19 protein-coding genes are annotated in these 18,063 nt (G+C 31.5%); 6 read left to right on the forward strand and 13 right to left on the reverse strand.

The genetic code is table 11. The features are described 5' to 3' along the window. Positions 1-14: 14 nt before the first annotated feature. Complete coding sequence (gene uvrB / locus SJY17_RS14855) at positions 15-2,018, forward strand: excinuclease ABC subunit UvrB (protein ID WP_397363357.1); 2,004 nt, start codon at positions 15-17, stop codon at positions 2,016-2,018. Here the strand turns inward: uvrB and SJY17_RS14860 are convergent. After that, on the reverse strand, positions 2,015-2,416 hold the full coding sequence (locus SJY17_RS14860) for a TerB family tellurite resistance protein (RefSeq protein WP_397363358.1): 402 nt from the start codon (positions 2,414-2,416) through the stop codon (positions 2,015-2,017). The two genes, uvrB and SJY17_RS14860, sit on opposite strands and share 4 nt — an antisense overlap. A 189-nt stretch (positions 2,417-2,605) precedes the next feature. On the opposite strand from SJY17_RS14860, the gene SJY17_RS14865 reads away from it, so the two are divergent. After that, a complete protein-coding gene (locus SJY17_RS14865) occupies positions 2,606-2,911 on the forward strand; it encodes a DUF1456 family protein (RefSeq protein WP_397363359.1) in 306 nt (101 codons plus the stop codon). A gap of 56 nt (positions 2,912-2,967) precedes the next feature. Here SJY17_RS14865 and sucC read toward each other — a convergent pair whose 3' ends face one another. Further along, positions 2,968-4,158 (reverse strand): ADP-forming succinate--CoA ligase subunit beta, encoded by a 1,191-nt coding sequence (gene sucC, locus SJY17_RS14870; RefSeq protein WP_397363360.1) that lies wholly within the window; start codon positions 4,156-4,158, stop codon positions 2,968-2,970. A 199-nt stretch (positions 4,159-4,357) separates the two neighbouring features. Between sucC and lysA the strand changes: the two genes are divergently transcribed. Then, positions 4,358-5,593 (forward strand): diaminopimelate decarboxylase, encoded by a 1,236-nt coding sequence (gene lysA, locus SJY17_RS14875; RefSeq protein WP_397363361.1) that lies wholly within the window; start codon positions 4,358-4,360, stop codon positions 5,591-5,593. A gap of 52 nt (positions 5,594-5,645) precedes the next feature. On the opposite strand, the gene SJY17_RS14880 is transcribed toward lysA, so the two are convergent. The 11 genes from SJY17_RS14880 to SJY17_RS14930 form a co-directional block, all read right to left on the reverse strand. After that, positions 5,646-6,215 carry a hypothetical protein gene (locus tag SJY17_RS14880; protein WP_397363362.1) on the reverse strand — a complete coding sequence of 190 codons (570 nt, stop codon included), beginning with the start codon at positions 6,213-6,215 and terminating at the stop codon, positions 5,646-5,648. A gap of 3 nt (positions 6,216-6,218) precedes the next feature. Beyond that, a complete protein-coding gene (locus SJY17_RS14885) occupies positions 6,219-6,815 on the reverse strand; it encodes a M23 family metallopeptidase (RefSeq protein WP_397363363.1) in 597 nt (198 codons plus the stop codon). Continuing rightward, entirely contained in the window at positions 6,802-7,269 is a 468-nt protein-coding gene (locus SJY17_RS14890) for a type II secretion system protein GspG (RefSeq protein ID WP_397363364.1), read from the reverse strand. Before SJY17_RS14890 ends, SJY17_RS14885 begins: the two co-directional genes overlap by 14 nt. Positions 7,270-7,272: 3 nt before the next feature. After that, the gene (locus SJY17_RS14895; protein ID WP_397363365.1) at positions 7,273-8,670 is read right to left on the reverse strand and encodes a M20/M25/M40 family metallo-hydrolase; all 1,398 of its coding nucleotides are present in this window, start codon (positions 8,668-8,670) and stop codon (positions 7,273-7,275) included. 141 nt (positions 8,671-8,811) lie between these two features. Continuing rightward, positions 8,812-9,690, reverse strand: coding sequence for a PPK2 family polyphosphate kinase (locus SJY17_RS14900; RefSeq protein ID WP_397363366.1), 879 nt, complete (start codon positions 9,688-9,690; stop codon positions 8,812-8,814). Between the two features lie 8 nt (positions 9,691-9,698). After that, positions 9,699-10,862 (reverse strand): sigma-54-dependent transcriptional regulator, encoded by a 1,164-nt coding sequence (locus SJY17_RS14905; protein ID WP_397363367.1) that lies wholly within the window; start codon positions 10,860-10,862, stop codon positions 9,699-9,701. Between the two features lie 87 nt (positions 10,863-10,949). Next, positions 10,950-11,777 (reverse strand): mechanosensitive ion channel family protein, encoded by an 828-nt coding sequence (locus SJY17_RS14910; RefSeq protein WP_397363368.1) that lies wholly within the window; start codon positions 11,775-11,777, stop codon positions 10,950-10,952. A gap of 3 nt (positions 11,778-11,780) precedes the next feature. Then, positions 11,781-13,100 carry an ABC transporter permease gene (locus SJY17_RS14915; RefSeq protein WP_397363369.1) on the reverse strand — a complete coding sequence of 440 codons (1,320 nt, stop codon included), beginning with the start codon at positions 13,098-13,100 and terminating at the stop codon, positions 11,781-11,783. Between the two features lie 2 nt (positions 13,101-13,102). Next, positions 13,103-14,026: an ABC transporter ATP-binding protein gene (locus SJY17_RS14920; RefSeq protein ID WP_397363370.1), complete on the reverse strand. Its 924-nt coding sequence runs from the start codon at positions 14,024-14,026 to the stop codon at positions 13,103-13,105. Between the two features lie 399 nt (positions 14,027-14,425). After that, on the reverse strand, positions 14,426-15,544 hold the full coding sequence (dnaJ, locus tag SJY17_RS14925; protein ID WP_397363371.1) for a molecular chaperone DnaJ: 1,119 nt from the start codon (positions 15,542-15,544) through the stop codon (positions 14,426-14,428). Between the two features lie 8 nt (positions 15,545-15,552). Further along, positions 15,553-16,110, reverse strand: a complete 558-nt coding sequence (locus SJY17_RS14930) for a nucleotide exchange factor GrpE (RefSeq protein WP_397363372.1) — start codon at positions 16,108-16,110, stop codon at positions 15,553-15,555. A gap of 158 nt (positions 16,111-16,268) precedes the next feature. On the opposite strand from SJY17_RS14930, the gene SJY17_RS14935 reads away from it, so the two are divergent. The 3 genes from SJY17_RS14935 to SJY17_RS14945 all read left to right on the forward strand — a co-directional run bounded on the left by SJY17_RS14935 (position 16,269) and on the right by SJY17_RS14945 (position 18,052). Beyond that, on the forward strand, positions 16,269-16,919 hold the full coding sequence (locus SJY17_RS14935) for a YceI family protein (RefSeq protein WP_397363373.1): 651 nt from the start codon (positions 16,269-16,271) through the stop codon (positions 16,917-16,919). Positions 16,920-17,133: 214 nt separating this feature from the next. Then, the gene (locus SJY17_RS14940; protein ID WP_397363374.1) at positions 17,134-17,409 is read left to right on the forward strand and encodes a hypothetical protein; all 276 of its coding nucleotides are present in this window, start codon (positions 17,134-17,136) and stop codon (positions 17,407-17,409) included. Between the two features lie 208 nt (positions 17,410-17,617). After that, positions 17,618-18,052 (forward strand): hypothetical protein, encoded by a 435-nt coding sequence (locus SJY17_RS14945; protein WP_397363375.1) that lies wholly within the window; start codon positions 17,618-17,620, stop codon positions 18,050-18,052. The last annotated feature ends 11 nt before the right edge of the window (positions 18,053-18,063 follow it).

Below are 18,063 nucleotides of genomic sequence, written 5' to 3' on the forward strand. Positions count from 1 at the left end.
TGTAATTTTACATCATGAAATTCAAAATAAAATCAGAATTTAGTCCAACAGGAGACCAACCAGAAGCAATTAAGCAACTGGTTAACGGTTTGGATAATCAAGATAAATATCAAACTTTGTTAGGTGTTACTGGTTCTGGTAAAACCTTTACAGTTGCTAATGTTATTGAAGAAACGCAAAGACCAACATTAGTTTTAGCACATAACAAAACGTTGGCTGCACAATTGTATTCTGAATTCAAACAGTTTTTTCCTGATAATGCTGTGGAGTATTTTGTTTCATACTATGATTATTATCAACCAGAAGCTTATATACCAACCTCTGGAGTTTATATAGAAAAAGATTTATCTATTAATGAAGAGATAGAGAAAATGCGACTTAGCACAACCTCTTCCCTATTATCTGGTCGTCGTGATGTTATTGTTATTGCATCTGTATCTTGTTTGTATGGTATTGGTAATCCTGTCGAGTTTCAGAAAAATGTGATTTCGGTTGAAGTTGATCAGCAAATATCACGCACCAAATTGTTGCACCAATTGGTACAAAGTTTATACTCGCGTACTGAAGCCGATTTTAAACATGGTAATTTCAGGATAAAAGGAGATACAGTAGATATTTTTCCGAGTTATGCAGATGACGCATTCCGTATTCACTTCTTTGGAGATGAAATTGAGGAGATTGAATCCTTTAATATTCAAACAAACGAAATTGTAGAAAAGTACGATAGACTAACAATCTATCCAGCAAATATGTTTGTAACCTCACCTGATGTGTTACAAAATGCCATTCATTCTATTCAAGAAGATTTAGTAAAACAACATGATTATTTTAAAGAAATAGGCAAACATCTAGAAGCAAAACGCTTAAAAGAACGTACCGAATTTGATCTAGAAATGATTCGAGAATTGGGCTATTGTTCTGGTATCGAAAACTACTCTCGCTACCTTGATGGTCGTGACCCAGGCACACGTCCTTTTTGTTTATTAGACTATTTCCCAGATGATTATTTAATGGTTGTAGACGAGAGTCACGTTACCATATCGCAAGTACATGCTATGTATGGTGGTGATCGAAGCAGAAAAGAAAACCTAGTCGAGTATGGTTTTAGACTACCTGCAGCAATGGACAACAGACCTTTAAAGTTTGAAGAATTTGAAGCTTTACAAAACCAAGTCGTTTATGTATCTGCAACTCCTGCTGATTACGAACTACAAAAAACAGATGGTATTTATGTCGAGCAAGTTATACGTCCAACTGGGTTGTTAGATCCAATCATTGAGGTACGTCCTAGTTTAAACCAAATTGATGATTTAATTGAAGAAATACAGCAACGAGTAGAAAAAGACGAACGCACACTAGTAACTACTTTAACCAAACGTATGGCTGAAGAATTAACAAAATACTTAAGCCGTATTAATGTACGTGTAAATTATATACATAGTGATGTTGATACTTTAGAGCGTGTACAAATTATGCAAGATTTACGTGCTGGAATTTATGATGTACTAGTTGGAGTAAATTTATTACGTGAAGGTTTAGATTTACCTGAAGTATCTCTTGTTGCTATTTTAGATGCAGATAAAGAAGGTTTTTTACGCTCTGCACGTTCACTTACCCAAACTGTTGGAAGAGCTGCTAGAAACCTTAATGGAAAAGCTATTATGTATGCTGATAAAGTCACTAAAAGCATGCAAAAAACAATTGACGAAACAGATTACAGACGACAAAAACAAATTAAATACAATACAGACAATAAAATGGTACCTAAAGCTTTAAATAAAAGCTTAGATAGTGCTTTATCTAAAAACTCTGTAAGCACTTATAGTTATGAGCTTGAAGCTGCACGTGCTGCAGAACCTGAAAGCGAATATTTAACAAAAGGAGAGTTAGAAAAGAAAATCCGTGAAAAACGTAAAATAATGGAACAAGCTGCAAAAGCTTTAGACTTTATTGTAGCTGCTAAATTACGTGATGAAATTAAAGCGTATCAAGGAAAATTAGAGGAATTGAAAGTTTAATTATACTGTACTTTAAAAATATCTATCAACACCTCAGCAGGAACCATCATATCTGGAAAACCTTCCATTAAGTATAGTACTTTGGTAATAGATTCGTGATTTAATCCCATTCTTAAACCATAATTATACAATTTTGCTAATTCTGCTCTAGTACGTTCTTTATCAACATGCATTAATAAAACCATTCTATGGAATTGTACAATACGCTCACTATGAGATTTAAGAGCTACACGATTTACAGGATGCTTAATTAAATAATTAAAATCCTCTCTAGACACTTCTAATTGCTGAGCCACAGCTAACAAAAAGTTATACTCTACATCCTTTATATTTTCATCACTCTTGGCAAAAGCTATCATCTCTGATAATAAGCTTAGCTTTTCTACTCTATTAGGCATAAACAAGGGAATTAATGGTTTATTTAACGAATATAAAGTTAAGTATAAATGATAATTTATAATCGTTGAAAGCACGTCGCTTATCGAAAAAAGAGTAGTTTTACATCGATTTTAAGTGCTTTTAATCAATGGTTAAGAGTTTTTTACTACAAATCACAATCATAAACAACTAATATTCAATAAGTTAAAATGACGAATAACGATATATTTAAAAAACTAAGGGTAGCGCATAAACTACGTGATACAGACATTATAGATATTTTAAAACTTGTAGATTTTAGAATTGGCAAAACTGAATTAAGTGCCTTTTTCAGAAAAGAAGACCATCCTAAATATGTAGAGTGTGGAGATCAAATTTTACGAAATTTTTTAAATGGATTAGTAATCCATCTTAGAGGACCAATGCCTAAAAAAGGCGAAAAACCAAATAAGGAAACTTCTAGGAAAGTAAAACCTAATCCTTATGATAATAAAAAGGATTTTAATAAATCATAAAAAAAAAGAGCAACTATTTTAGTTGCTCTTTTTTTTTATATAATTAGATTGTAATACTAAGCTAAAACAGCTTGTACTTTATCTGCTGCTTCTTGGAATTCTGTTGCACTCATTACATCTAAACCAGAATCGTCAATTAATTTTTTAGCGATGTCTGCATTAGTACCTTGTAAACGCACAATAATTGGTACGCTAATGTTACCCATATTTTTATAAGCATCTATAACACCTTGAGCGACACGATCACAACGAACAATACCTCCAAAAATGTTAATTAAAATTGCTTTTACTGCTGGATCTCTTAAAATAAGTTCGAAAGCTATTTCAACTCTTGCAGCATCTGCAGTACCACCAACATCTAAAAAGTTAGCTGGTTCTCCACCTGCTTGCTTAATTAAATCCATTGTTGCCATAGCTAATCCTGCTCCATTTACCATACAACCAACGTTTCCGTCTAGATCAACATAGTTTAATCCTTGTTCTCCTGCTTCAACTTCAATTGGGTTTTCTTCACGTAAATCACGTAAAGCTGCTAAATCTTTATGTCTAAATAATGCATTATCATCTAAAGATACTTTAGCATCTACTGCCATTATTTTAGAATCACTTGTTTTTAATACAGGATTGATTTCAAATAAAGAAGAATCTGACTTTACATAAGCAGTATATAAAGAGGTAACAAATTTTGTCATTTCTTTAAATGCTAAACCAGATAAACCTAAATTAAAAGCAATACGTCTTGCTTGAAAAGGTAATATTCCTGTAGCAGGATCTATTTCTTCATTAAAAATTAAATGTGGTGTTTCTTCTGCAACAGTTTCAATATCCATTCCACCTTCTGTAGAATACATAATCATGTTACGACCAGTTCCTCTGTTTAATAAAACAGAAATATAAAATTCATCTGGCTCTTCGTCTCCAGGATAATATACATCTTCACAAACTAACACTTGGTGTACACGTTTACCTTCTGCAGAGGTTTGAGGTGTTACTAAGTCCATACCAATAATTTGACCAGCTATTTCTTTAACTTGGTCTAAATTTTTAGCTAACTTAACTCCTCCACCTTTTCCACGTCCTCCAGCATGAACTTGCGCTTTTATAACGTGCCATCCTGTTCCAGTGTCTTCGGTTAATTTTTTAGCTGCAGCTACTGCTTCATCAGCATTTTGCGCAACAATACCACGTTGGATACGTACGCCAAAGCTGCTTAATAATTCTTTTCCTTGATATTCGTGTAAATTCATCTTGTTTAGAGTAAAATTTTAGAGCTACAAAAGTAAATAATCACTTTTACTTACCCTAATATTTAATTATTAAAAAAACGAAGAGTTTATAAAAATTTACATTTGTTAAATAATTAACAAATTGTTTTAATTGTGTAATAAAATGTTGTTTTATTTTTTATAAGCTCCTAAAAAAATAGATTTGAAAAAAAATTACAACATGCAAAACAGTCAATTATTACAAATAGCAAAGGATTTTGGTAGTCCTGTTTATATATATGATTCTGAAAAAATAGCAACGCAATACAATCGTTTAGTGTCTGCTTTTAACAATGTAGATCATTTAAAAATTAACTATGCTGTAAAAGCATTGTCAAATATTTCTGTTTTAAAGTTAATGAAACAATTAGGAGCTGGTTTGGACACTGTTTCTATACAAGAGGTACAATTAGGTTTAGCTGCTGGTTTTAATGCAGAAAACATCATATTTACACCAAATGGTGTGTCTTTAGAAGAAATTGAAACTGTAGCACAATTAGGATGTCAAATTAATATTGATAACTTATCAATATTAGAACAATTTGGGACAAAGCATCCAAAAACCCCTGTTTGTATTAGAATTAATCCACATGTAATGGCTGGTGGGAATGCTAATATATCTGTTGGACATATTGATAGTAAATTTGGTATTTCGATACATCAAATTCCGCATATTCTAAGAATTGTTGAAAACACAAAAATGAATATTAATGGAATCCATATGCATACAGGAAGTGATATTTTAGATATTGATGTCTTTTTATATGCAAGTGAAATTTTATTTGAAACTGCCAAAAACTTTAAAAACTTAGAGTTTATAGATTTTGGTTCTGGTTTTAAAGTACCATATAAAGCAGGTGATATTGAAACTAATATTGAAGAGTTAGGCGAAAAATTGAGTACTAGATTTAATGATTTTTGTAAAGAATATGGTAAAGATTTAACCTTAGCTTTTGAACCTGGTAAATTTTTAGTGAGTGAAGCTGGGCAATTTTTGGTTAATGTTAATGCTGTAAAACAAACAACATCTACTGTTTTTGCACAAGTAGATAGTGGTTTTAATCATTTAATTAGACCAATGTTATATGGATCGCAACATGAAATTAGAAACATTTCAAATCCAAAAGGACGAGAGCGTTTTTATAGTGTCGTAGGTTACATTTGCGAAACTGATACATTTGCTACAAATAGACGTATTTCTGAAATTAATGAAGGAGACATTTTAGCCTTTAGTAATGCTGGAGCTTACTGTTATAGTATGGCTAGCAATTACAATTCGCGTTACAGACCTGCTGAAGTATTAGTACATAATGGTGAAGCACATTTAATTAGACAACGTGAAACATTGGATGATATTTTAAGAAATCAAGTAGATATTGATTTAAAACCTAAAACTAAGAAAGTTACTTCAAAATAAATTAAAAAAGCCTCAATACATATTGAGGCTTTTTTTTTGAGTTTATTAATTATTACTTTTTTTTAACTGTACCAGTAAAGTGATTTACCTTTGGATTAATTGGGTTACCAGTAACACGTCTAAACGACGCTATTTGTCCACAATGCCATATAGCATCTGCAATTGGCCCATTAATATTGTTCCAAAACGGAATTTTCTTTTCACCAAAAATGATTTTAAATTGAGTAAGATCTTCACTTACTCTTAAAATATCAGATGCTTGCTTTAAATTATTTAAAGTAGCAATACGTTTTTCTTTAAAAGTCAGTGTTGATTCTTCTCTTGAATTTGCTTTTTTTAAAGTTGAATTTAAAACGATTTTAGACAAATCGTAAATATGATCAATGGTTTCTCCACTAGTTCTAACTGAATCTGTTGGCTTGTAAGCCAAATCTTTTTCTGTTAATCCATCTGTTGCATGATAAAATCTAAATCCTAATGCATCCACTTGTCTTGCTGCAACTGTACCAGCTGTATATGTATTGGAAACTTCTGGAAGCTCATAATAAGGTAAATCGTTATTTTGAGCCATAAGTGTTGTTGTTAGGATTAAGGTTAAAGTTAAATTAATAAGTGTTTTCATAAGTTATCTATTATTTATAATATAGTCTGTTGGATTCAAATAACCTTTCGTTTCTGGCGAATAACCTGGTCCAATGGGTAATTTAATGTCATCTCTAATTTCTAAATGAAGATGAGCCAAGTACGCTCCATCTGCTGTACCAATAGTCCCTATTTTTGCCCCTTTTGTTACGTAATCTCCTTGTTTAACCAAAATAGTTTTACAATGTGCGTAAAGGGATTCTACTTTTGTTTTGTCTGGATTATAATGTATTATCCTTATAACGTTTCCCCAACCTCCTTTTATATCTTCTGCAAAGGAAACATAACCATTGGCTATTGCATAAATTGGATCTCCTAAATCTGTATTACCTCCTCCTTTACCATTCCAATCGTCACCTAAATGGTTGTTCTCTTGAAATTTTTGAGCATTATAATATTGTTTTGCATCTGGTTTTCCGACAGGAAAATCGTAGCCTTTAGTAAATTTTATGGTGTCTAATTTTACAATCTGTTTTTCTGTAACTTCTTGTTTAGTATCAATAACTAATTGCTTCTCTTTTTTACATTGAAAGAATACTATTGAAAATAATACAACCCAAAAACGTTTATTTAATATCATCTTTTGTGTTTAAGATACCATCTTTCCCTTTTGAAATTAAAGTATAATTTAAACCATCTTCAGAAATGCTATAATGAATCTCATTTTCCCAAGCATCTTTAGTTATATCTTTATACAAAGGGTTATTTCTTATTATAATTTTTAATGTTTTAGGATAAACACTAAAGGCCTCTTTTTCTGCTTTTAATAGTTTATTAATTGTCGTTATTTGCTGTTCTGTTTTATTTAGATTTTGATTTCTAAAAAAAATAAAATAGATAAAAATAAATAATGGGATTAAGCCTAAAAAAACCTTTAAATAGATTTTATCAGAAGGATAAATCATGGTCTTTTTAGGAAGTCCATGTTTTTTTTCGTGTTTACGTTGCGCTTTTTTCTTTTTCCAGAATTTAAAATCTATAAAGAACAAGTAGATATCAATAAAAATTTCTGATATAAAAGTAAAAATCTCCACATATTAATCTTTAAATTCTTTTACTTGAGGAATATTTGTTGTTCCGTATTTATCAAACAAATAGACCAAACTTGTCATTGTTGCTGCACCAAGCTCAAGCTCGCGTTTATTAACAGCATCAAACGTATCGTTTGCTGCATGATGATGATCAAAATAACGTTGAGAATCTGGACGTAATCCTGCTAATACAATGTTATCGTTTTTTAATGGTCCAATATCTGCTCCACTATATCCTTTTTCGAAATAATGAATTAAATAAGGTTTAAAAAGTGACTCCCAACCCAACACTTTGTTTAATGCAGCTTCACTGCAATCAAAACTAAAACCTCTTGGTGTAAATCCTCCAGAATCACTCTCTAAAGCAAAGACATGGTTTTCGTTTTTAAGTAGTGCTTCTTCAGCATACTTTTTTCCACCACGTAATCCGTTTTCTTCGTTCATAAATAACACAACTCTGATGGTACGTTTTGGTTTTATTCCGCTTTCTTTTAATAATCTAATAACATCCATAGATTGTACTACTCCTGCTCCATCGTCATGAGAGCCATCACCTAAATCCCAAGAATCTAAATGCCCTCCAACAATCATATACTCGTCTGGAAACTCGCTTCCTGTAATTTCTCCTATGACATTGTATGACAATACATCTTCAAATTGCTGACAACTTTGTTTAAAGTAGAATTCTAGATTAGCATCTTTTTTTAATGCTGCTGATAATTTGTTTGCATCATTTGTGCTTATTGCTGCTGATGGCACACGTTGATTATTTGGTAAATCTAAATAACCCATACTTCCTGTGTGTGGTAAATCGTCTTGACGTAAATTAAGCGAGCGTACAATTACACCAACTGCTCCTAGTTTTCCTGCTTCATAAGCGCCTGCATATCGTTGTTTAGAGCAGCCTCCATAAGCTTCAAACGTGTGGATTAATTCTGGATTCATTGCTCCATTAAAGAATACTATTTTTCCTTTTACTTTTGTACCAAGTTCTGCAAGCTCTTCAAAACTTTTTACTTCTATTACTTTTGCTTCCAATCCTGAAGTTGCAGTTGCAACTGATCCACCTAATGCACAAATATTGACATCAAATTTATTATTACTGGTTGTAAAATGTGCGACTTCTTTTGCGCCTCGTTCCCATTTTGGAACCATTACTTCTTGCAACCATACTTTATCTAAGCCTAGTTTTTCAAGCTCTGATTTTGTGTATTGCACAGCTTTTTCTGCACTTACAGATCCTGATAAACGTCCACCTATTTGGTTTGATAAATGGTCTAACCATTGATAGGCTTTACCATTGGTTAAGGATTGACTATAAATGGTTTTGATAACTTCCTTATCTGTTTGTGCTGTGATGTTTATTGATAGTAAAAGTGTTAGGAGTATTGCTAGTTGTTTCATAATATTATGCGTTAGCGATTGAAGTGACATCCTTTTTTTGCTGCCATATATGGCAAAAAAAGATATAACAGAAAGCGCGACCCTTGTGGTAACGCCAAAATAATCTTATCGGTTAAAAGCTTCCTGCTTTCGCAGGAATTTTTACTCGTTATTTAATTGCTCTTTATACAAGTGTAAATTGGCTTTGGTTTTGTCGTCCAATTCTGGTTCTTTTATGTCTGTGTATTGTTTTAATGTATCGTACAAGATTTGCGCAACTATTAGTCTTGCAGTAGGTTTGTCGTCTGCAGGAATGTTGTACCAAGGTGTATTTTCTTTACTTGTTCTGTTAATTGCATCTTCATAACAGTCCATGTATTTATCCCATAATTTACGCTCTTTTAAGTCGCCTGCTGAAAATTTCCAGTTTTTTTCTTTTTTGTCTAAACGACGTAATAGTCTAAATTTTTGTTCTTCTTTTGAAAGATTCATGAAGAATTTAAAAATTAGTGTTCCATTTTCTGTTAAATGCTTTTCAAAGTTATTTATTTGGTCAAATCTAGCATCCCAAAAAGAATCATTTACGTCATCAATAGCTGTTACTGTTGGTATGTTTTCTCCTAAAATATATCCTGGATGTACACGTGTTACTAGTACGTTTTCATAATGTGTACGGTTGTGTACACCAAACTTACCTCTTGCTGGAAGCGCTAAATAATGTCTCCAAAGGTAATCGTGTTTTAACTCTAATTCTGTTGGTACTTTAAAGCTCATTACCTCAACACCTCTAGCGTTAAAATCTTTAAAAACTTCGCGTATTAAACTGTCTTTTCCTGAGGTATCCATACCTTGTAAGCATACTAAAACCGAATACTTACCATGCGCATACATGGTATCTTGTAGTTTACCTAATTGACGTCTTACTTTACGTAATGCATCTTCTGTGGTATCTTTATCTGCACCTAAATCTAATTTACTTGGCAAATCACTTAATTTGATTTTAGAAGTGATTTTATGGTCGCTAATTTTTATGTCTTTCATCCTATTTATTATTTGCTTGCAAATAGTTTTACATCCTGCTCGCTTACTTCTGCTCCTCCTAAAATTATTAAACGTTCAATAACATTACGAAGTTCTCTAATGTTTCCAGTCCAATCGTAATCTTGTAATAATTTTATGGCTTTTGCCGAAAAGGCTTTGTGTGCTGTACCTTGCTCATCTGCTATTTTTACAGAAAAATGATTGATTAATAACGGAATGTCATCTCGTCTATCATTTAATGCTGGTACTTTTACTAAGATAACTGCTAGTCTGTGATATAAATCTTCGCGGAAATTACCATCTGCTATTTCCTTTTTAAGATTTTTATTTGTAGCTGCTACTACGCGTACATTAACTTTAATATCTTTATCGCTTCCAACACGTTGGATACGACTTTCTTGCAAAGCGCGTAATACTTTTGCTTGAGCAGACAAACTCATATCTCCAATCTCGTCCAGAAAAATAGTTCCTCCATTTGCTGCTTCAAACTTACCTGCTCTGTCCTTTGCTGCACTTGTAAATGCACCTTTGACGTGACCAAATAATTCACTTTCTATTAATTCTGATGGTATTGCAGCACAATTAACCTCGATCATTGGTCCTTTAGATCTGGTACTTTTTTGGTGTAACCAATGTGCAACAAGCTCTTTTCCTGTTCCGTTTGGTCCAGTTATTAGTACTCTTGCATCTGTTGGTGCTACTTTATCTATAATGTCTTTTATTTGAGAAATAGCATCGCTATCTCCTATCATTTCGTATTTTTTGCTGACTTTCTTTTTAAGTATTTTGTTTTCTACAACTAACTCTTTTCTGTCTAACGCATTACGTACAGTATTTAATAAACGGTTTAAATCTGGCGGTTTTGATATATAATCAAAAGCACCTAAACGCATTGTATTTACAGCTGTATCCAAATCTCCATGACCAGAAATCATGATCATTGGTATTTCTGGTTTTATTTTTTTTACTGCTTCTAGTACCTCAACACCATCCATTTTTGGCATTTTGATATCACAAAGTATTAAGTCGTAATCTTCTTTTTTAATTTTTTCGACTCCTGCTAATCCATCTTCTGCTTCTTCAACTTGATAAGTATCATTTTCTTCAGAAAGTATTTTTATTAATACTCTTCTAATTGCAGCTTCGTCTTCTATTACTAAAATTTTTGGCATTATATTTTTATTTTAATTCTGGTTTTAAAATAAAACCCATTTTGAATGTTGTCTAAATTAAATATTTTATCTCTAATAATTATCTTATTACTGTTTGTTAATAATATGAATATCTCTTTGAGGAAAAGGAATAGCTATATTATGCTCTCTAAATAATCTGTCTATTTCAAAACGTATTTCACTTTTAGGAAATCTAACATTAAAACTATCTTCTATTGTAAACGCCACTCTAAAATTTAAAGCACTGTCTCCAAAATCTGTAAAAAAAACAACAGGTTTTGGATATTTAAGAACTTGACTACTATTGTCTGCAGCTTCTAACAACAATTTTTTAACTAATTGTACATCACTACCATAAGCGACACCAACATTAACAGTTTCTCTAGTAGATTCTCCATTTTGTGTCCAATTATATAGACTATTTGCAAGGTATAAATGATTTGGTATAATTAGTACTTTATCATCAATAGTAACTGCTCTTGTAGTACGTAATTTAATTTCTTCTACACGACCTACTTTACCGTCTAATTCAATTATATCACCAACATGTACAGATTGATCTACAAGAATAAAAATACCTGCAATTATATCTTGAAACAATGTTTGTAAGGCTAAACCAATACCAATTAACAAAGCTGCAGAAGCTGCAAAAACACCTGTAACATTTACACCAACAGAATGTAATGTTATTAGAACAACAATCACATAGCTTAACCAAGCTGCATAAGAAAACACGCCTTTAAATTTAAGCTTATCACCTTCAGGTAATTTTCTACTTACTAATTTTCTTATTAATCTTAAAATCAGTTTTACCATTACTAATACAATAATTAGTATTAATATATCTTTTACAGTAATACTTACTGTACTTGTAAGGTTAAATGAGTTATTAAGTATGTCCTTTATTTCTTTCATTAATTAGTATCTAATCCATTTTATTAATTCTTTATAGGTTGGTTTTTTACCATACATTAAAATTCCAACTCTATATATTTTGGCTGCAAACCAAACGGTAAACATAAAAGTACCAATTAAAACAGCTAATGACAATAATTGTTGCCAAATTGGCACACCAAAAGGAATACGCATTAACATAACAACAGGAGATGTAAAAGGTATAAATGAAAATACTGTAGAAACCGTTCCGTGTGGATCTTCAATTACTGTAAAACCTCCAACGTAAACTGCTAAAATTAGCGGTAAAATAATTGGCATCATAAATTGTTGCGTATCAGTCTCGTTATCTACTGCTGCACCAATTGCTGCATATAAAGAACTATATAGTAAGTAACCACTAATAAAAAACAAGATAAATGCAATAACCAAATTAGCTAATGGTAGGTTAAAAAAAGCAGACATTAACTCTTGTATTTTATCCATTCCATTTCCAGAACCTTGCATTGCTTGTTGCATCATTTCTTGTTGTGGCATATTAGTTTGTGCTAAATCAATACCAAAAACTAATGAGACGACTACAACTAATACACTACCTAATATAATCCAAATAACAACTTGAGTCATACCAACTAATGAAGTCCCAATAATTTTACCTAACATTAATTGTATTGGTTTTACGGAAGAAATTATAACCTCAATAATACGACTGGTTTTTTCCTCAATAACACTACGCATTATCATGTTTCCGTAAATAATAATAAACATAAATAATAAGTATCCAGCCATTACACCAAACGCTATTTTAACTCCACTATCTACTTTTGAGGTTTTCTCGCCTGCAAAACTTTCTTGTGCAATATCAACAGTGATTTTTGATGTCTTTATAATTTCTGGATTAACACCTAACCTATTCATATTAATATTGGTTAGTTCCTTTTCTATTATATTATCTAAATTTGAAATAACAGATATTGAAGGAGAATCCTCTGAGTAAAAACGAAAGCTATCTTTAGCATCACTTAAACTGTCCATTTTTTTTATATGAAGTAAACCATAATTACCATTTTCTTGGACAATAGTCTTTGCATTTTCAAGTGTTACATCATTATTAATAAATGTATATTTTGTATTATCTGTATCTACAAAAACCTCTTGTAATAAACTTGATTGGTCTAAGATAGAAATTTGACGTTCTTTATTATTATTCATTTGTGCTAAGTACGCAACAACAGTAATTAATCCAATCATTATCAATGGACTTAAAAAAGTCATAATAATAAAAGCTTTATTCCTTACTTTAGTTAAATACTCGCGTTTTATAATAAGCGGAAGATGATTCATAATTAGTTATTCTTTACTGTTTGAATAAATATATCGTTTGCACTTGGGATGACTTCAACAAAATGAGATAATTGTCCTTTTGTTGTTAAATAGTTAAGTAGATCATTTGCAGTTTCGTTTTCAGACAACTTAATATTAAGTTTTAACTCGTCACCTAATGTTCTAAACTCTGCTGGAGTAACAGCAAATTTACTAGTTAACTCTTGTTCTAAATTACTTCCATTTGGATTGATTCCGATTTGGAATGTATTAGATTTATATTGACGTTTTATGTCTACCAAATTACCATCTAACACCTTATTAGATTTATGAATCAATGCAATATGGTCGCACAATTCTTCTACAGATTCCATTCTATGTGTAGAAAAAATAACCGTTGCACCTTCATCACGTAATCTTAAAATTTCGTCTTTAATTAAATTGGCATTAATTGGGTCAAAACCAGAAAAGGGCTCGTCAAAAATCAACAATTTAGGCTCATGTAAAACTGTAACTACAAATTGTATTTTTTGAGCCATTCCTTTAGATAGCTCTTGTATTTTTTTATTCCACCAATCTCCAATCTCCAAACGCTCAAACCACATTTTAAGGCGCTTTTTAGCTTCTGCTTTTTGCATTCCTTTTAATTGGGCTAAATACAAAGCTTGCTCTCCAACTTTCATGGATTTGTACAATCCACGCTCTTCTGGTAAATAGCCAATATCTTTAATATGATGATTTTTAAGAGCTTCTCCATCTAATAACACATGACCAGAATCTGGCATTGTTATTTGGTTAATCACTCTAATTAAAGTTGTTTTTCCTGCACCATTTGGTCCAAGCAAACCAAAAATACTGCCTTTAGGAACAGTTATAGACACATTATTTAGTGCTGTAAAGTTTCCAAAATTTTTAGATACTTGATGCACCTCTAAAAGGTTACTCATAGATTTTTAAAATTGATTAGCACGTACATTAATAGCACGTTTTGTAAATATAGAAAATGTTAAAAGAGTAACGTTATTATTTATATTTTTTTAACGAAACTGACTAATGGAAAAATCTAAAATTCTAGACTATATTTAAGCTGTTTATCACTTACTTTTCTGTTCTTTTAAGATTGTAATAAAATAGAGTCTTGATAAAAAAAACAAAACCCACCCTTTAAATTAATAAAGGATGGGAAAAAATTGCTATGAAAAAGAAAAATTATCACTAGATAAACTAGTGATATATCAAAGATAAGATTTTTTATTTAATTAGATGTTAAATGAACTAAAAGTTAAACAAAACGTAAAAAAAGCCCGTTTTAAACGAGCCTTTTTGTTTTATAACTTTAGTTTTTACTAAGAGAACATATCCTTTACCTTTTCGAAAAACGACTTATCACTACGTTCTGGCTTAGGAATAAAGTGTTCATCTTCTCGCATGCTTTCAAAAAACTCTTTCTGTTTTTTGTTTAACGTTTTTGGTGTCCAGACATTTACATGTACTAACAAATCTCCTTTTCCGTAACCATTAATACTTGGTATTCCTTTTCCGCGTAAGCGTAAAATTTTTCCTGATTGCATTCCTGCTTCAATCTTGATACGCACTTTTCCTGTTACTGTATCAATCTCTCTAGAGGTTCCAAGAATAGCGTCTGGTACACTTACATATAAATCAAAATGTAAATTATCTCCTTCGCGTTGTAAAGACTCATGCGCTTCTTCTTCTATTGCAACTAATAGATCTCCAGAAATTCCGTTTCCAGGTGCTTCATTACCTTTACCAGAAACTTTAAGTTGCATTCCATCTACTACTCCTGCTGGAATGTTTACTGGAATTGTTTCTTCTTTAGCAATCATCCCTTGCGCATCTGCTTCGCTAGGTTTTTTATCTATAGTTTGTCCAGCTCCTCCACAAGTATTACAAGGAGATGCTGTTTGCATACGTCCTAAAATAGTATTGGTTACTCTGGTAACTTGCCCAGAACCGTTACATGTACTACATGTTTTATAAGTAGTTCCTGGTGCTTTAACTTTACGTTTTACTTTAATTTTCTTTTCTACACCATTAGCAATTTCTTCCAGTGTTAGTTTTAAACGCACACGAAGGTTACTACCTTTTACGCGACGTTGTCCACCACCTCCACCGAAGCCTCCTCCAAAACCAGAGAAACCTCCACCAAAGATATCACCAAATTGGCTAAAGATATCGTCCATATTCATTCCGCCTCCATTGAAGCCTCCACCACCACCTTCAAAAGCTTGGTGTCCAAATTGGTCGTAACGTGCCTTCTTATTCTCGTCACTTAAGACTTCATAAGCTTCTGCAGCTTCTTTAAATTTAGATTCTGCGTCTTTATCATCTGGATTTTTATCTGGATGAAATTGGATTGCTTTTTTACGATAAGCTTTTTTTACTTCTGCTTGAGAAGCCGATTTGCTTATGCCTAATATTTCGTAATAATCTCTTTTTGCCATACTATAATTTATTGTCCGATAACGACTTTAGGAAAACGTATAACTGTTTCGCCAAGTTTGTATCCTTTTTCAATAACATCAATAATTTTTCCTTTTAAGTCAGGCGTTGGTGCAGGAATTTGCGTAATAGCCTCATGGTTATCTGCATTAAAAGCATCTCCTTTTCTAACATCAATTTGTGCTAATCCCTTTTGTTGTAAAGCTTGTAATAATTTATTATAAATTAACAACACACCTTTACGAAGCTCTTCTGCTTCTTTGTCATCTTCTATATGAAGTAAAGCACGTTCAAAATCGTCCAAAACTGGTAACATTGACACCATGACGTCTTTACTTGCAGTTTGAAACAACTCCATACGCTCTCTAGAGGTACGTTTTTTGTAGTTTTCAAACTCGGCAAAAAGACGTAAAAACTTATCTTTTTCTTGTTGTAAGTCTGCTTTTAATTGGTCTTCTACAGATAATTCTTCAACAACCTCTTCTTGTTCTGTTGTTGTTTCTGCTTGATTTGAAGCGGTTTTAACGTCCTCTTCTATGTTTGTTTCTTTTTTGCTTTTCTTGCTCATTATTGTACTTAATTTAAAATACTAAAAGTAGGATGGCAAAAGTACTGCCATTACTATTAATAATGTCAAAATGTCACAAATTATTTTTTAATTAGTTTCCATGGAAGATTATTTATATATTTGCAATTCAACTTAATAAAAATCAAAAAATTTATATCATGAAAAAAATTGTATTAAACCTTTTTGCAGTTGCAATAGTAGGATTAACTGTTGTTGCTTGTAAAAGTGATGCTAAAGAAGCAAAAACTGGAGACGCACAAACAGTAACAGAAAATAATGAAGCAGTAAAATATAAAGCAGATGCTGCCAGCTCAATGATTATGTGGAAAGCTAACAAAATTGTTGGTGGACATGAAGGGACAATTAATGTATCTAATGGTGTTGCTAAATTAGAAGGAAATAAATTAGTTGGTGGAAGTTTTATGTTTGACATAAACACTATTGCCTGTACAGATATACCAGCAGAGGAAGAGTCAAACGGAAAATTAGTTGGACATTTAAAAAGTGCAGACTTTTTTGATGTAGCAAACCACCCAAGTGCAGCTTTTGAAATTACTAAAGTAGATGGTAAAAACGTAAGTGGAAACTTAACACTAAAAGGAATTAAAAAGAATGTAACTTTTGAAGCTACTGTAACTACAAGTGGTGACGATATTACTATTTTTAGTGATACTTTTACTATTGACAGAACAGAATGGAATATTATGTACAACTCTGGTACAAGCTCTGATGTTGCTGCAGCATTAGGTGACAAGTTAATTAAAGATGATATTGAAATTAAAATTATGGTTAAAGCTAAAAAAGCGTAACACCCAATTTTAAAATGTTTATAAAGCCATGACGAAAGTTGTGGCTTTTTTGATTTTTATATACTTGACTTTGTCATTTTTTTCTTATAACTTCGTTTAACATTCGATAAAGAGAATTGAAAACTCTCCTTATCTATAAGTTACCTGCAATACGAGGAAACAGTCGGAATTCAAACTCAAAGTAAAAGATTAAAGATTAAAGCACAAATTATATATGAACTATAATACAGACAACCCGAAATTTCACGAAGAAGTATTTAATGAAGTTGGAGATGTAATGCAAGAGTGTTTTGATTATTTAAACGAAAATGAGGCTGAAAAACTTGACGTTATATACGCTATTGGAAGTATTGAAGAAGGTTGGTCTTCTTTTAACGTTTTCTTTCAAATTCAAAATAAGTTATTTAAAATACACCAAATTAAAGACAGAGACAACTCTGAATCACAAATAGCAATATTGGAATATGGAACTGATTTTTTAAAAAAATAGAGGATATTTTTAAAATATACAGTCAAAAAATCCCAACTCAAATTAAGATTCGATTTTTTACAGAAACCGAGGAAATGAGATACAATTTTGAATATGACTTACTTTGGTCAAACAGAGAAGATTGTCAATCTGAAGATTTGTATTATGAATGGTTTGAAGAAATACAGAATAGTTTAGCTAAATAAAACTAAAAGGAACCTTCAAAAACATGGACATTAAATTAGATAAAATCAAAGAAATTTTAGGAGAAGCTTTCTATGAAAATTATATAGCTCCTTTCATTAACTCCTATCTTGAATCTGACAAATTAGGTTTAGATATATACTTAATAAACAAGGAATTAGGATTAGATTTTATTCTTAATGATTATAATGTATTAACTACGTTAATTTTCTACAATAACACAGAAGGCTACAATAAATTTAACAAAGCGCTTCCTTTTGAGATTTCATTTAATATGAATCAGCAAGATATTAGAAGGGAATTTGGAAATCCTTATAAAGTTAATAATGGCATTACAACATTAGATATAACTGCTTCAGATATTTATCTTAAAAAAGGGTTTAGGTTTTTAGTTAGCTATTCAAATGATTTTAAGTCTATTTTACAAGTTCAGTTCACTATTGAACAATTCAATGATTAAATTTTTACACA

The sequence above is a fragment of the Olleya sp. R77988 genome (assembly GCF_044594215.1).
Lineage (GTDB): Bacteria > Bacteroidota > Bacteroidia > Flavobacteriales > Flavobacteriaceae > Olleya.